18 protein-coding genes are annotated in these 15,420 nt (G+C 46.5%); 9 read left to right on the top strand and 9 right to left on the bottom strand.

The window, feature by feature from the left end; genetic code table 11:
- Positions 1 to 7: 7 nt before the first annotated feature.
- From secF to Q1B47_RS05475, 5 genes are all read left to right on the top strand, one after another.
- A complete protein-coding gene (gene secF / locus Q1B47_RS05495) occupies positions 8 to 955 on the top strand; it encodes a protein translocase subunit SecF (protein WP_299789809.1) in 948 nt (315 codons plus the stop codon).
- A gap of 337 nt (positions 956 to 1,292) precedes the next feature.
- Positions 1,293 to 1,610, top strand: a complete 318-nt coding sequence (locus Q1B47_RS05490) for a DUF2007 domain-containing protein (RefSeq protein WP_299789807.1) — start codon at positions 1,293 to 1,295, stop codon at positions 1,608 to 1,610.
- Between the two features lie 63 nt (positions 1,611 to 1,673).
- Positions 1,674 to 2,033, top strand: coding sequence for a rhodanese-like domain-containing protein (locus Q1B47_RS05485; RefSeq protein ID WP_299789804.1), 360 nt, complete (start codon positions 1,674 to 1,676; stop codon positions 2,031 to 2,033).
- Between the two features lie 38 nt (positions 2,034 to 2,071).
- Positions 2,072 to 2,983, top strand: coding sequence for a bifunctional precorrin-2 dehydrogenase/sirohydrochlorin ferrochelatase (locus Q1B47_RS05480; RefSeq protein WP_299789802.1), 912 nt, complete (start codon positions 2,072 to 2,074; stop codon positions 2,981 to 2,983).
- 213 nt (positions 2,984 to 3,196) lie between these two features.
- Complete coding sequence (locus Q1B47_RS05475; RefSeq protein ID WP_299789799.1) at positions 3,197 to 3,736, top strand: YaeQ family protein; 540 nt, start codon at positions 3,197 to 3,199, stop codon at positions 3,734 to 3,736.
- Positions 3,737 to 3,804: 68 nt separating this feature from the next.
- Here the strand turns inward: Q1B47_RS05475 and Q1B47_RS05470 are convergent, their stop codons facing one another.
- The 3 genes from Q1B47_RS05470 to Q1B47_RS05460 form a co-directional block, all read right to left on the bottom strand.
- A complete protein-coding gene (locus Q1B47_RS05470) occupies positions 3,805 to 5,241 on the bottom strand; it encodes a carbon starvation protein A (protein ID WP_299789796.1) in 1,437 nt (478 codons plus the stop codon).
- A gap of 271 nt (positions 5,242 to 5,512) precedes the next feature.
- A complete protein-coding gene (gene btsR / locus Q1B47_RS05465) occupies positions 5,513 to 6,223 on the bottom strand; it encodes a two-component system response regulator BtsR (RefSeq protein WP_299789793.1) in 711 nt (236 codons plus the stop codon).
- Positions 6,220 to 7,896, bottom strand: coding sequence for a sensor histidine kinase (locus Q1B47_RS05460; protein ID WP_299789790.1), 1,677 nt, complete (start codon positions 7,894 to 7,896; stop codon positions 6,220 to 6,222). The genes btsR and Q1B47_RS05460 overlap by 4 nt, the downstream gene beginning before the upstream one ends.
- A 163-nt stretch (positions 7,897 to 8,059) precedes the next feature.
- Here Q1B47_RS05460 and Q1B47_RS05455 point away from each other — a divergent pair, with 163 nt between their 5' ends.
- Positions 8,060 to 8,302, top strand: a complete 243-nt coding sequence (locus Q1B47_RS05455; RefSeq protein ID WP_299789787.1) for a YecH family metal-binding protein — start codon at positions 8,060 to 8,062, stop codon at positions 8,300 to 8,302.
- Between the two features lie 78 nt (positions 8,303 to 8,380).
- On the opposite strand, the gene Q1B47_RS05450 is transcribed toward Q1B47_RS05455, so the two are convergent.
- The 6 genes from Q1B47_RS05450 to suhB all read right to left on the bottom strand — a co-directional run bounded on the left by Q1B47_RS05450 (position 8,381) and on the right by suhB (position 12,711).
- Entirely contained in the window at positions 8,381 to 8,731 is a 351-nt protein-coding gene (locus tag Q1B47_RS05450; RefSeq protein WP_299789784.1) for a replication protein RepA, read from the bottom strand.
- The gene (locus tag Q1B47_RS05445; protein ID WP_299789780.1) at positions 8,718 to 9,386 is read right to left on the bottom strand and encodes an AAA family ATPase; all 669 of its coding nucleotides are present in this window, start codon (positions 9,384 to 9,386) and stop codon (positions 8,718 to 8,720) included. The genes Q1B47_RS05450 and Q1B47_RS05445 overlap by 14 nt, the downstream gene beginning before the upstream one ends.
- A gap of 100 nt (positions 9,387 to 9,486) precedes the next feature.
- Positions 9,487 to 9,801, bottom strand: a complete 315-nt coding sequence (locus tag Q1B47_RS05440; protein ID WP_299789777.1) for a PilZ domain-containing protein — start codon at positions 9,799 to 9,801, stop codon at positions 9,487 to 9,489.
- A 148-nt stretch (positions 9,802 to 9,949) separates the two neighbouring features.
- Complete coding sequence (locus tag Q1B47_RS05435) at positions 9,950 to 10,354, bottom strand: phosphate-starvation-inducible PsiE family protein (RefSeq protein ID WP_299789773.1); 405 nt, start codon at positions 10,352 to 10,354, stop codon at positions 9,950 to 9,952.
- Positions 10,355 to 10,573: 219 nt separating this feature from the next.
- Positions 10,574 to 11,746, bottom strand: a complete 1,173-nt coding sequence (locus tag Q1B47_RS05430) for an NnrS family protein (protein WP_299789770.1) — start codon at positions 11,744 to 11,746, stop codon at positions 10,574 to 10,576.
- 161 nt (positions 11,747 to 11,907) lie between these two features.
- Entirely contained in the window at positions 11,908 to 12,711 is an 804-nt protein-coding gene (gene suhB, locus Q1B47_RS05425) for an inositol-1-monophosphatase (RefSeq protein WP_299789767.1), read from the bottom strand.
- A gap of 397 nt (positions 12,712 to 13,108) precedes the next feature.
- Between suhB and trmJ the strand changes: the two genes are divergently transcribed.
- From trmJ to iscR, 3 genes are all read left to right on the top strand, one after another.
- Entirely contained in the window at positions 13,109 to 13,873 is a 765-nt protein-coding gene (gene trmJ / locus Q1B47_RS05420) for a tRNA (cytosine(32)/uridine(32)-2'-O)-methyltransferase TrmJ (RefSeq protein WP_299789764.1), read from the top strand.
- Positions 13,874 to 13,887: 14 nt separating this feature from the next.
- Positions 13,888 to 14,709 (top strand): serine O-acetyltransferase, encoded by an 822-nt coding sequence (cysE, locus tag Q1B47_RS05415; protein WP_299789761.1) that lies wholly within the window; start codon positions 13,888 to 13,890, stop codon positions 14,707 to 14,709.
- Between the two features lie 216 nt (positions 14,710 to 14,925).
- Entirely contained in the window at positions 14,926 to 15,387 is a 462-nt protein-coding gene (gene iscR, locus Q1B47_RS05410) for a Fe-S cluster assembly transcriptional regulator IscR (RefSeq protein WP_299789758.1), read from the top strand.
- The last annotated feature ends 33 nt before the right edge of the window (positions 15,388 to 15,420 follow it).

The following is a 15,420-nucleotide window of genomic DNA, read 5'->3' as shown; positions in this document are numbered from 1 at the left end:
GTTGATTATGTTTCAGATTATATCTATAAAAGGCACTATCAACTTCCTTCGCCATGCGGTTCCTATCAGTATGCTCTCTTTGGTACTGGTTTTAGGGTCATTAACTTCGTTAGCGACCAATGGAATTAATTGGGGACTGGATTTTACCGGTGGTACAGTTGTAGAGCTTGAGTTCTCCTCTCCTGCAGATTTAGAAGCGCTACGTGCTGAACTGAGCAGTGTTGAGACGGACGGCGCCGTGGTCCAAAACTTCGGCTCAAGCCGTGATGTGCTTGCTCGTCTGCCTGTCAAGGAGGGCGTTTCGACTGATACTCAGGTTAGCCATGTTATGGATGGTGCGCTTAAGCTGGACCCTCAAGTGGTTCAGAAGCGTGTCGAGGTTGTCGGCCCGCAGATAGGTAAAGAGCTTGCTGAACAAGGTGGCTTAGCGGTATTAGTCGCACTTATCTGTATCTTAATCTATGTCTCTTTCCGATTTGAGTGGCGTTTAGCCCTGGGTTCCGTCGCGGCACTTGCTCACGACGTGATCATTACTCTGGGGGTTTTCTCGGTACTTCAGCTGGACTTCGATCTTACGGTACTTGCGGGTGTCTTGACGGTAGTTGGTTACTCACTTAACGATACTATCGTGGTGTTCGACCGAATTCGTGAAAACTTCCTTAAGATACGTAAGGGCGAGCCTGAAGAGGTTGTGAATGCGTCAATTACTCAGACTATGAGCCGTACGATTATCACTACCGGTACTACGCTAGTCGTGGTTGTTGCGCTATTCCTTAAGGGAGGCACTATGATCCATGGTTTTGCAACAGCCTTGTTGATGGGAATATTTGTCGGTACTTTCTCCTCAATCTATGTTGCGAGTTTCCTGGCTATTAAGCTTGGGATCAACCGTGAACATATGATGCCTGTAGAGATTGAAAAAGAGGGCGCAGATCAAGAAGCGCTGATGCCTTAACGTTCTACGCTGACATGTAAAAACCACCTTCGGGTGGTTTTTTTATATCAGGAGTTCGCGCCTTAAGAGATGATTGATAGTGAAGTGGGGCGCAGCGGTTTGGGGAAAGCTGATATCACAGCTGCGGTGCCGGTGAGTTTCATTGGATATGAGTCTTGCCTTGCGACCATGTTCCGGGGGAGCAGTCAGCCAACACATTCGATAATTTTCCCCCCTGTTGCCCATAATTGGGCTCGACAGCCTTGCCTGTTTGGCAGTAGGATGTTCTGCAGCCTACCTTTTTAGATGAGGAGGTGCCAAAATTTGCCAGAAGAGCAATAGTCGTTGGGAGAATAAAATGGAAGAGCGTCGTCGTTTGGTTGCCGGTGGAAACTTACTGCAAGCGCATACCTGGAAAGGCCTTTTGGAAAGTAACGGGATTGAGGTGGAACTGAAAGGAGAAGCCCTTTTAGGTGGAGTCGGTGAGTTACCCGTCGATCTGCAAAATGTGGAACTCTGGGTCTGCGAGTCACAATATGATCAGGCTAAGACGCAGCTTGAGTCTATCAATGCCGACGGTCCGAGTTGGCAATGTGTAAGCTGCCATGAGATGAACGAAGCTAGTTTTGAGCTTTGTTGGCACTGTGGTGCGGAGCGGTGTGTTCAGCATAATTAACACTCTTTTATCGCCTAATAATCTAAACTTATCTTAACTATCCAATCCCCCGGAGTAAGCAGTATGCAACACAGTTCAGCATTTTTAGCTTTGGTTAACAGTATCCTGCCTCAGATATCTGAGATCACTGTTGAGGAGTATCAAAATGATGATATCTGGCAGCTCATCGATGTCCGGGAGGATCACGAATGGTTGAAAGATCATCTGCCTGCGGCAGCACACCTTGGCCGTGGGATCATAGAGCGCGACATCGAAGTGCGATATCCGGATAAATCAACACCTCTATTGCTTTACTGTGGCGGAGGCTACCGCTCTGCGCTGGCCGCGATGAACCTCCAGTTGATGGGGTATACCCATGTAGCATCTTTGACCGGGGGTTATAAAGCCTGGGTACAGAGGCAGCTGCCTTTGGTGCAAGACTAGGAATTTTCACAGAGCTGGTTTTTAGGGGCCGAACTTTAATGCAGTATTTTCCATTGTTTGTCGATACATCCGGTTTAAAGGTGTTACTGATTGGTGCCGGTGAGGTTGCGAGCCGTAAACTCGATCTCCTGACCAGGACCGAGGCTGATATTAAAGTTATCGCTTCCGATATCTCTGCAGAGGTTCAGGCTTACGCCGACAGTGGGCGGATTTCGCTCGTGATGCGATCAGCTACAGCCGATGATATTGAGGCTGTAGATCTGGTCTATCTTGCAACTTCGGATGAAACGTTAAATGGTGAACTGGCCGGTGTGGCCAAAAGCCGTGGTATATGGGTGAATGTCGTCGATAGTCCGGCGTTATGTCGCTTCATCACCCCATCTATCGTAGACCGCGGGCGTTTACAGATAGCTATCAGTACTGCCGGAGCGGCGCCGGTGTTTGCCCGGGAGTTAAGATCCCGCCTGGAGTCCTGGCTGCCGGGGTCATTGACTGCGCTGTTCGATTTTGTGGCTGAACGTCGTCAAGAGGTGCAGCAAAGGTTACCCGCATTTAAACAGAGAAAGCTTTTCTGGGAACAGTTTTTTAAAACTAACGGTGATAAATTTGATGCGCAAACTCAGGTTCATTATGACAACGCATTTCAAAACCTCTCGATGGGGGGGGAGATACTGCTGTTAGACGATGAGACTCAAGTTTCATTGCTACCGATCGCCGCTATGCCCTTACTGCAGAGGTTAGACCATATCTTTACTGTCGAGGAGCTCCCGTTTGAGCTAAATGAGTTATTGAGGAGAGATGCCAGTCGTGCTCCGCTTCCTCCCTTGAGCGAGCTGGCTATGCAGTTCGAAAAGGGTAAAAGGTGTTTGATCTTTACCGACACAGCAAAGTTAGCTCAGCTCAAAGCGCATTTCCCTATGGCAAAACATCTCAAAGCGGGCTCACTTTAATTTTCTGGTTGAGTCACAGACTGTTTTTCCATTCAGCTCGGCATTTTCGGTTTTGACTCGATCTGTACCCCGACTCGTTGAGTTGTGAGCAGCGAATGAGTCGGCGATGCCTCTCTGCAGTTTCAAACCTATATGTGCTTTATCGGTATTCTTTCAACATATGGCGGGCATTTGCGGTACACTAGCGCCAATCATTTGAAAGAAATAGAAGTTATGGCACCTAAAGCAACGGTTTATAAAGTTCACCTTCAAGTCGCCGATATGGATCGTGGTTACTATCATGATCACCATTTAACGCTGGCGCAGCACCCCTCTGAAACAGATTCCAGAATGATGGTCCGCCTGCTGGCGTTTGCGATGAATGCCAGTGATACACTCGAGTTCAGTAAGGGCCTTTGTGTCGAAGATGAGCCTGAACTTTGGGAGAAGTCACTCTCCGGCGATATTGAGCTCTGGATCGAGTTCGGCCAGAGTGATGAGAAGTGGCTGAGAAAGGCCAGTGGTCGTTCCGGGCAGGTTCAGCTATTCGCCTATGGGGGACGCAGCGTGCCTATCTGGTGGCAGCAAAATCAACAAGCATTTGAGCGTTATAAAAACCTCAAGGTGTGGAATATCCCAGAGGATGCGGTCAAGGAGATGGGAGCGTTAGTCAGTCGGAGTATGACGCTTCAGTATAACATCAGTGAGGGACAGATCTGGGTCTCAAATGACAGTGGCAGTGTGCTGGTTGAGCCTGAACTCTTAAAAGAGTAGCCCTTAGCTCATTTAGCAAAAAGCCAGTCATCAGACTGGCTTTTTAATGGGATGAGCAACATCAAAGATTAAGCCTCTTCGGCTAACCCTTCCTCACCTTTGCCCTTTGTCTTGATGATAATCAATGCGGCAAGGACAGTTGTTGACACAATACCTGCTATGGTAGAAACCGTGATAGGCAGGCCCGCACCTAAGGTTTGTGAACTCAGCAGGAAGCTAATCACTACAGTCGTCATAAACATGGCTGGCACAGTACAGATCCAATGGAACTTGTTGTGCCTGAGCAGGTATGCCGAGGCGGTCCATAGCATCATTACTGCTGTTGTCTGGTTTGCTACACCGAAGTAGCGCCAGATAACACCGAAGTCAACCTGAGTCAGGATTGCCCCCATGATGAACAGAGGTATAGCCAGCATTAAACGCTTAGGTAACTGAGTCTGCGGCATCTTGAAAAATTCAGACAGGATTAAACGAGCCGAACGGAAGGCGGTATCGCCGGAGGTGATTGGCAGAACAATAACACCTAAGATAGCCATGAAACCACCCACTGCCCCAAGAAGCCCTGTTGATGCTTCATATACAACGTTGGCAGGGTTACCGGCCATTCCTTCGTTAAGGCCTTCAATGCCACCGAAGAAGGAGAGGGCAATCGCACACCAGATTAGAGCGATGACACCTTCGCCTATCATAGCACCGTAGAAAACGAAGCGACCGTTTGATTCATTTTCGACACATCTGGCCATCAAGGGAGACTGAGTCGCATGGAAGCCTGAAACTGCACCACATGCGATGGTAATAAATAGTGCTGGCCACAGAGGCATATCATTAGGGTTAAGGTTAGTCAGGAAGTCACCGGCTACAAAGCCTGGTAACAGTGTATGCTCGCTGGAGACAACGATGGCAATAGTTAAACCGATAGACATGAAGAGCAGAAGTGCACCGAAGAACGGGTAGAGTCTGCCGATGATCTTATCTACAGGTACAATTGTTGCGATAAGGTAGTAGGCAAAAATAACACCCAGGAAGATCGATACATCCCAACCGGTAAGTTTACCCAGCAGACCTGCCGGAGCCGAGATAAATACCACGCCGACAAGCAGTAATAAGATGATGGCGAATACATTCATAAAGTGCTTCGCGCCTTTACCAAGGTATTTACCCGCAAGGTTAGGAACTGACTGACCGTTGTTACGAACGGACAGCATTCCCGAGAAGTAATCGTGAACCGCACCGGCAAAAATACAGCCTAAGACGATCCAGAGCATGGCGGCCGGACCATAGAGGGCACCGAGAATAGGGCCAAAGATAGGGCCCACACCTGCGATATTGAGCAGTTGAATAAGGTATACCTTACCCTTAGACATAGGCACGAAATCAACACCGTCTGTTTTAGTAAATGCCGGAGTTTGACGTTGAGCATTGATACCGAAGACCTTCTCTACGAAAGCGCCATAGAAAAAGTATCCCCCGATAAGCAGGCCGACACACATTAAAAACCACATCATAATTACTATCTCCCATTTTGAGTTGCGCTTATTGTAATGCGAACTGTAAGGGAGCGAACTTAGAAAAAAGGTGAGTGGTCGAATGAAGGGGGTGAACGGTTTGATATCGCCCCTGAGAGGTTTTGTCTTGTTGCATTTATGCGCGTTTGTTTGATGAAATGTTAATTCCAGGGCGCAGTAAAATGAAAATAGTCGTTCCTATGTTTGCACTAATGTTTGCACTATGTCGGCAAGTTCCCTCTTTTCTGGCAAGTGTAGTATTGCTGTTTGCTCAGAGAAAACCGAAGACCTGTTTCAGTGGTTTTAAGTAACGTCTCGAAACCGGGACTTTGGCGCCGGAGACAGTCGTAATTTCGCCGCCTGTATCCTGAACCTCTATTTCAGATATCGCTTCGGGGCTGATGAGGTACTGTCGATGGCATTTCAGCAGTGGCGATTTCTCCTCCAGCACCTTTAAGGTCAGGTGAGTATGTGCCTGCTCCTTGTCTGTTGCAACATGAACACCTCCAAGGTCGCTGAATACAAACTCCACCTCTTTAATAGGAACGACCTTAAGCCTGTTTCCGGTATAACATGGCAGGTGGGCCAATTGCTGTGGGGCGATGTCATTGACAGGCTTTGGTTGTAGATCTTTTCTTACCCGGTTCAATGTTTGCTGTAGCCTTTTTTCATCTATGGGCTTTAACAGGTAATCGAAGGCGTGGTTATCGAAGGCCTTGATAGCATACTCATCATAGGCGGTGACGAAAACGATACGGGGCATGATCTCGGGATCCAACATGCCAATAAGCTCTATACCAGTGATCTTTGGCATCTGGATATCCAGAAAGATCAGCTGCGGCTTAAGCTTTGTGATCATCTGCAGTGCTTCGATTGCGTTACTGCATTGGCCGACAATCTCTATGTCTGCATTTTCACTAAGCAGGTCTGCCAGCTCTTCACGAGCAAATAATTCATCATCGATAATTAGTGATGTTATCACGCTTGGGTTTCCGTATATGGCAGCTTAATGCTAACTCTGGTGTATTCATCTTTGTGGCAATCAATGCTGATGCCGAACTCTGAACCGAACTGGTTTTGAATCCGTTTGTGCACTAAGTTCATCCCCAGCCCCTCCGAATTATCTTCAGCCCTGTATAGCCCGGCATTATCAATTACCTCTAATATTAATAAATCATCACGTACCTTGCCAGTGACTCTTATCAGTCCGGGCTCCAGCATGTGGCTTGTGCCGTGTTTTACCGCATTTTCGATAATAGGTTGCAGAGTAAATGCGGGAAGCCGAAATGTGAGTAGCCGCTCCGGGATTTCGATTTCGACCTGTAGTTTATCGATAAACCTTGCCTTTTCTATGGTGAGGTAGGAGTCGATATGCTCCAGCTCGTCCGAAAGTGTCACAAGCCCGGTGGTGCGCTTAAGGTTAATTCTTAAAAATTGAGATAGTTGTTGAATGAGTTGCCTGGCTTTTAGCGGGTCCCGTTTGATGATCGCAGCTATGGTGTTGAGTGCATTGAAGAGAAAGTGTGGGTTAACTTGCGCCTGCAACAGCTTTAATTCAGCCTGAGTGAGCAGGTTTTGCTGGCGCTCGAAACGGCCGAATAAAATTTGGTTAGACAGCAAACGGCCTATTCCCTCGCCGAGGGTGCGGTTAATGTTGAGAAATAGCTTATTCTTTGGCTCATAAAGTTTAATTGTGCCGATCACCTCATTTTCACAGCGTAGCGGGATCACTAAGCTGGAGCCTAATCGACACTGGGGGGAGATAGAGCAGGAGTATGCCATGTTGACACCATCGGCAAACATCACACAATCATTATCGATAGCATCCATCGTCATCTTTGACGATATAGGAGTTCCGGGAATATGGTGATCGGCACCCGTACCGATAAAGGCCAACAGGTGCTCTCTGTCGGTTATGGCTACGGCTCCTACATGGGTTTCCTCTTTGATGATCTGGGCGACCTGGCTGCTGCTCTCTTGATCGAACCCTTTAGATAAGACACCAACGCTTCGTTCGGCAATCTTCAGGGCCTGAGTCGAGAAGGCCGATGACAGCTTGTCAAACATGGTTTTTTGATCTCTGACCATGCTCATAAACAGCGCCGCGCCAACTGAGTTTACCAGTAGCATAGGCAGGGCGATCTGTTTTACCAGCTCCCAGGCATCTGAAAGAGGTTGAGCCACTAGCAGGATGATCCCCATCTGAAGCATCTCTGCGCTAAAGGTGATTAAGCAGACGAGTAAGGGGGCATATATCAACTCACTCTTATCCTGTCTTCGTAAATAGAGGCTGACTATGCCCGCTGAAAGTCCTTCCAGTGTCGTGGATATGGCACAGGCGAGATCGGTAAAGCCGCCCATGCTGTATCTGTGCAGGCCTCCGGTGAGTCCCACCAGGAAACCGGTGACGGGGCCGCCTAAAAGACCGCCTAAGACGGCGCCCATGGCGCGGGTATTGGCGATGGCGTCGTTGGTCTGTTCACCGAAGTAGGTCGCCATTATGCAAAAACCCGAAAAGATCAGGTAGATGAAAATTTTGTGAGGGAGTCGTGTGGCGGCTTCAGCAAAGAACTTGAACAAGGGAGTTTTACTGACCAGATAGACCAGTACTAAGTAGAGGCTCATCTGTTGGGTTAAGAGTAAAATTAACGACATGAATAAGTATCCCAATGAGTCATTGTTGGCATTCAATAGCAAGCAGGGCAGAATATCAATGCAAATTATGATTGAAGTCTATCTGTGAGTGTAAGATCAAAGTTTAGTTTTCGAAAATCATTTATAAAGGGATAAATAATTTAGATCTTATAAGAGGCAATCAATGTCGAAGTCGGTACACGGTCATCAAGTCATGGAATTAATGTTAACTCTGGGAAGGGCGATTAGCAAAGAGGAGTTGAAAGGCCTTATGCATGAAAGGTTCGGAGAGGACACCTGTTATCATACCTGTTCCGCGAGTGAGATGAGTGCTGCAGAGCTTATTGAATTTTTAGATAAGAAGGGAAAGTTTATCGAGTCGCAGCAGGGGATAGAAACTGCGGCAGATCGCATCTGTAATCATTAAATATTAACAAAACAGTTCACGGCGGTTAGTCACGCTGTGAACTGTTATCTCAATATGGCCATATTCTTGCTGATTAAGCTAATGATCGTGGTTTTTGGCAATAATCGTGTCCTGTTCGATTTCGCTCCTGTTGGAAAACTCATAGATCAGGATACGGATGAGGCGTGATTTTGCTATCTTTGAGCGGCTAGCCAGTCGATCTAAAATCCCGATAGATTCTTCGGTTAACGAAAAAGTGGCGTGTTTATAGATCTTTGTTGAGTGTTTATCTAACCCTTTATGTTTGATACTTGTTCGTTTCTTTCTATTGCGGCTGACGACACTGGGTTGACCGAAGGCATAGTTATTTGCGTCTTCGATAAAATCCTCGACTGAGACATTCTTACGAGGGGCTTTCTTCTTCCTTCGCTTCAGGTCAGTTAAGCTCATAACAATTTTCAGGCTCTATAGCAAAAAGTTCATCCGCAATGGCGCGGATCTCCGTTGCCGCTTTCCCTTCTGGCTCAATCTCAATGACAGAGGAGCCTTGCTCTTCACTATCATCGTAGATATTTCGACTGAAAGTGACAGCATTTAACACTCTCAAACCAAAGGACTGTACTACTTCCTTAGCTTCCAGGATACGTTTAAATTGGCTGGGGAGGGAGGGGCACTGAGTCATGACGATTGTCGCTACCATCTTGGGGTTAACCATCTTACAGGTACTCAACATATCTTCCATATGCGGAAGTGTCTTCAGGTCTCGACGCTTAGGCCGTAGCGGTAATACGACATAGGTCGCAACAGACATCGCAGCGCGCATTGCGAGGTTATCCTGACCGCCGCAATCAACAATGACATAGTCAAACCTTTCATCCTGACTCAGTAAGTCATTACGAATTTTACCATAGAGCTGGATGCAGTTGATGGTTGGAAGGCTTGGGTCTTCATTACGTGCCTGGATCCAATCTGAGGTCGTTCTCTGGGGATCGCAATCGACCATCAGTACGTTAGCTTGAAATTTTTGGGTTATATGAACAGCCAGATTTTGGGCCAAACAGCTCTTACCCGCGCCACCCTTTTCACCGCCAACAAGCAATATCATAAAAATATCTCCATATCCTTTCGCACGAATTACCCTAGGTTATTAAGTACGTTAAGTATAGAACAGACTCCCTGATACTGCTGAAAACCAGGAATGCGTACTATTTATCCGTTGTGATCAGTTGAAGTGCGATATGAAAACTATTGGGATTACACTGTGTCGTTCTGCACACCTGGCCTTTTACTGTATGTGCTTTGTCATTGTCAGGGTTGAATGTGATATTGAGTAACTCACCCAACTCGAACCCCTCTTTATAATCAATCAGTGCGCCTCGCCGAGCCAGATCGATACAGATCCCTTCATCGGTATTCAAAATGCCCTTTTTATCGTGCCAGGTGAGCACGATTCTTTCTGCTTCCATGTCCAGCCTCAAAGAGGTACGTCGTTCATCTAAGTCTTCAACATTATCGCTCATTTAAGATCCCTTCTCACTGAAGTAAAACTAACCTCTTTAAAAGTAGCATAATAAATCTTGTACAAACAAAAAATCAGGCAAGAAAAGCTTGTTGAATAAGATAAAAAAACTCAGCCTGAATCGGCTGAGTTTGTAATACTGGCAGGTGTTACAGGTTCTCTTCACTCTTAGGGTAGGGGAGCTTTAATTGACCCCAGCGAATCACTATGACAGTAGAGGCTAATATCAGCGTGGATATTGAAATAGCAAGAATACGCCAGTCGTCCATCGCTTTCATATCCAGGATGAGGTAGCGAGCTAAGGCTACAATGGCAATATAAAGGGGCATGCGGACAGGGAGTTTTCCTGACTCGGCATAGTTGGCCACCATGGCCAACACCTCTAAATAGATAAATAGTAACAGCAGATCGGCCAGTGCAACTTTTCCGACTTTGAAGATATGGAATATCTCTTGACCGATGGCAACAATAGTCGCTATTGCAATGATGAACAGGACAAAATGCTCAACTGTCTTGATACTTTTTGAACCATATTGAATGTATCGCTTTCCCATAAAGACCTCTTCGCGTTTTTTTTGCAATGGTATCAAGTATTCAGGACTACGCTACTCTATCTGTGTGATGTTATTCACATTAATACTATTATAACTTAGGTAGGCGCGCCTAATTATTAAGCAGATAAATCCAAAAAAGAGGAGGCGTTGAGATTTCAGTATTGGAAAACCTATTAAAATGAACAGAGCGCCTACTTGTAAACAGGCGCTCTGCTTGTCTTAACCGGGCCTGCCATCGACCCTTGCTTTGAATAAGATAGGGGCGTAGTGATACAGGAAAATGGCAAAGGAGAGAAGCCAGCTGCCGATGGCTACCTTGAGAAGCGGTAAGTAATGACCGGGCATCAGCCCTGCCAACATTCTGAAAATCGTAGCCGAAATAATTAACATGAATGCAATTGTGATTAGCCTTGGCGGAGAGAGTTTTCTTCCTGTATGACCCAGAGAGACTCTGGCCATCATGGCTAAAATCATGCCTCCTAATCCACCCAGAGTGATACCGTGAAGGCCAGCCGAAAAGTGGTTGCCGGTTGCGATAAGTAGTAACCCCAGCGGAATGAAAAGGTAGCTGATATGCAGCGACCATAACAGAGGCACCTGTAGTGTGTATCTTCCCCCCCAGCGTGACCACCTGATAAGGAGAAGGAGCCCCGCGACTGCGGAAGCAATTTGGATGAGTATGGGTTGTTGAAATAACACGGTAACAATAAGAAGAGCCAGGCTTACGAAGCTCGAAACCTCAAGTAACATTATGTTGGGTTTACGCTCCCATTCGGATGCTCTGTCGGTAAAGAATGGGATCACTCTTCCGCCTATCAGGGCAACGACTGTGACCATCAGCAATATTGCACAATATAATGCCGTTTTAGTCAGTTCGGGAGCATTAATCAGCAAACCGTAATAGCTCATTCCATTGACGAACGTCAGCATCAAAAGGATAGGTACGAAGATTAAGTTGCGCCATTGTTTAACCTTTAATACCGATCTTGCCAAAAAAAGCGCTGTTAACGGTGCGAAAGCCAGATCGAGTGCCATAACGGTCTGCAGTGGAAGCCAACCGTTATTAAGCAGTAAAATTCGAGGTAACAGCCAAACAACAGCCAGTCCCATAAGGGCGATGCCTTTGATGCCGGGCTGTCCGGTCCAGTTTTGTACTGCAGTTAGCAGGAAGCCTGCGATAATGGCCATCACGAAGCCAAATATCATCTCATGGCCATGCCACCATATGGGGTCGCCATGTGGGGAAAACTGAAAATGGCCAAAGAAGAATCCCCCCCAGATACCGATGGAGATAAGGCTAAACAGGGCTCCCAAGAGGAAGAAAGGCCTGAATCCTAAATTAAAAAGTGCAAATTTTGGTTGTAAATGAGCCGGTTCGTCGATGTTTAGCATGCCACTCTCTAATAACCTAGTAAATATGTCGGATATTATAAGATTTATTTGTAATGCATGTAAATATGTGTGAGTAGTTAAGATTAAATTTGTACTTAGGGGAGAAAAAAAGCCATCATAATAATGATGGCTTCTTAGTTAAATAATCTGTTCTTGGCGGTTTAGCGCTTAAGTGCATCACTCAATAGCGGGCGAGCAGATTTTACGATTATTGATGTGGCTTTTGGCGCACCTGCAATAATGTTACCCGAATTCATATAACCATGGTTGCCGGTAAAGTCGGTTACCGTACCGCCTGCTTCGCGAACAATCAGTTCACCGGCTGCGATGTCCCAAGGTTTCAGGCCAATCTCGAAGAAGCCGTCGACGCGACCGGCAGCAACATACGCGAGATCGAGTGCTGCAGAACCTGCACGACGAACATCTGCACATTGAGTGAAAATTTCGCTGAAAATTTTCATGTAGGTTTCAGTATGCTGTTTGGCCTTAAAAGGGAAGCCTGTAGCAATAATTGAATTGCTAAGATCGTTATGCTTAGAAACACGGATACGGAAATCGTTTAGTTTTGCACCTTTACCACGAACGGCGGTAAATAGTTCGTCGCGAATAGGGTCATAAACAACGGCAACTTCGGTCTTGCCTTTATGTTGAACTGCGATAGAAACCGCGAAGTGTGGAATGCCTCTAACAAAGTTGTTAGTGCCATCCAGAGGATCGACAATCCAGACGAAATCACTGCTTTCGCCTCTGTTCTCACCAGACTCTTCACCAACGATGGTGTGGTCGGGGTAAGATTTACGGATCTGATAGGTAATGGCAGCTTCTGCTTCTTTATCTACGTTTGTTACGTAGTCATTAATACCTTTCGCAGTGACCTCAACTTTGTCGAGTTCTGTGAAGGCACGTATAATCGTTTGGCCGGCGGCGCGGGCAGCGCGCACAGCAATAGTCTGCATCGGATGCATTACAATCCCCTGGATTTTAAAGAACAGATATAAATAATCGCAGCGCATTATACGCCCATCGCCGTAAAGTGCAAGGCCTGTATGCAGACAGGCTGCCCCTGAGCCCATAGCTGCTACCGGTACCATATTGAACCTTGAAAACCGGACGACTTGTTAGTGGCGCTTTTAACTGAAGGCGGGGGGGATCTGTATAAGATGGAAGTCGTCGCTTTAGATGAAATTCAGCTTTTAGAGGACTCTTTGTAGCTATTAAGCTGCGTCGGTGTCATTTTGTACAGGTATTACCTCAGTTACAAGGAAACTTTATGATCGGGCAAATACCATTTTTGTATTAAAGAATCGTCACCGGCTGTGATAATATTGCGCGTTATGTTCTTTTATTAAAGTAAGAAGTTTCATGCTCAGCAATATTCGCGTCGTACTCGTAGGTACATCTCACCCGGGGAACATAGGTTCCACTGCCCGTGCAATGAAAACCATGGGGCTCTCCACACTCTATCTTGCCGAACCTCGTGTTGAACCCGATGGACATTCAGTGGCCTTAGCAGCCGGGGCGTCAGATATCCTTAAACATGCGGTCACTGTCGATAGTGTGGCTGAAGCTATCGCTGACTGTAGCCTGGTTATCGCGACAAGTGCTCGTAGTCGAACACTGGATTGGCCCATGCTTGAGCCGAGAGAGGCGGGAGAGAAGTTAGTTCAATCTGCTCTGGATGGCCCGGTTGCGATTGTTTTTGGCCGTGAAAATAACGGGTTAACTAACGAGGAGTTACAGAAGTGTAACTTCCACGTCGCGATACCGGCAAACCCTGAATATACTTCATTAAACCTGGCTCAAGCGGTGCAGATCATCTGTTATGAGGCAAGGGTGGCTCACCTTGCTCAGGTTCAGCGTGATTTTGAAAACGCCAAGCCTGAAGGCTATGTTGAACCTGTGAACGAATACCCGTTTGCCAAAGAGCGTGAAAACTTCTTTGAGCATCTGGAGAAAACCATGTTGTCTACCGGCTTTATTGTTAAGCAGCACCCCGGCCAGGTGATGATTAAGTTACGCCGTCTGTTTAGTCGAGCTAGATTGGAGAGGCAGGAGATGAATATCCTGAGAGGGATGTTAACCTCTATCGACAAGAAACTGGCATCAAAAGACAATAACGAAGCATAAGGAACGAGATACATATGGGAGTTATCGCTCGACTTAAAGATGATATCGCGTCTATCTATCATCGGGACCCTGCTGCACACGGTACGTTCGAAGTGTTACTGAACTATCCGGGTATGCACGCTATCTGGATCCATAGAGTGAGCCATAAGCTATGGAAGCGAAAGTGGCGTTTAACTTCCCGTTGTCTCTCGACATTTGCCCGTTGGATGACCGGAATAGAGATCCATCCCGGGGCGACTATCGGTGATCGTTTTTTCATCGATCACGGTATGGGAGTTGTGATTGGTGAAACTGCCGAAATCGGCCATGATTGTACTCTATACCACGGTGTAACCTTAGGTGGGACAACCTGGCAGTCCGGCAAACGGCACCCTACATTGGGTAACAACGTCGTTATTGGCGCAGGGGCTAAAGTTTTAGGTCCGATCACCATGAATGACGGAGCCAGAGTCGGTTCTAACTCTGTGGTGGTTAAAGATGTACCTAAAGATACGACAGTTGTAGGGATCCCCGGTCGGGTGGTGTCAACGCCGAATGAGGCCAATAAAGAGAAGTCCAAACGACGCACTGAGATGGCTAAAAAGTATGGCTTCGATGCCTATGCTGTTTCGCCTGATAATCCGGACCCGGTAGCTAATGCCATAGGTCAGATGCTGGATCACATGCACCTGATGGACTCAAAGGTGCAGGAGGTATGCCAGGCCGTTCAATCTATGGGTGGAAGTGTGTGTACTGACAAGCTGCCGGAACTGGAGGTGGATGAGTTCATTGATGCCGAATTAGCCGCTGCGCAGAAGCGTAAGCAGTCAATTGATGAGTTTGATCCCATAATCTGATCTTTTAGTGCGCTAAGTTGTAAACATTCATTGAATCTTTTAAGAGAAACAGGTTAAATACCCCACCAAAGTGACAGGGTATTTTCTGCTGAAAAATCCCGTTTACACTCAGTTTGGATATAGACCGAATACTTGAGTAAATTATAAGGTCTAATACTTGACTAAAATAGTCGGGTATGTTTGAATTCCCTTATGCATTTATGGGAGCGGGTTGCTATGAAACTTACATCGAAAGGTCGTTATGCTGTGACAGCCATGTTAGATGTTGCTATGCATTCTACATCGGGTCCAGTGCCGTTGGCCGATATTTCTGAGCGCCAAGGGATCTCTCTTTCTTATCTTGAACAACTTTTCGCAAAACTGAGAAAACATGGATTGGTTTCGAGTGTCAGAGGACCTGGTGGTGGTTATCGCCTTGGTGCCGATGCTGATGAGATCTCTGTGGGTATGGTCGTACGTGCCGTCGATGAATCTGTCGATGCAACACGTTGTCAGGGGCAAGGTAACTGTCAAAGTGGTACGCGCTGTCTGACTCACTCTTTATGGGGTGATTTGAGTAAACAGATATCTGATTTCTTAAATGGAATTAGCCTTGCCGGCTTAATGGATAAACGTGACGTTCAGTTTATCTCGATTAAGCAAGATGAATTGCAACAGGAACAAAGAGTAACGCTATAAGTTAACTTTGTTATTATTAAATAATTTTTTGTA

The sequence above is a fragment of the uncultured Shewanella sp. genome (genome assembly GCF_947501225.1).
GTDB lineage: Bacteria > Pseudomonadota > Gammaproteobacteria > Enterobacterales > Shewanellaceae > Shewanella.
This window is presented reverse-complemented; position numbering and strand designations above follow the sequence as displayed.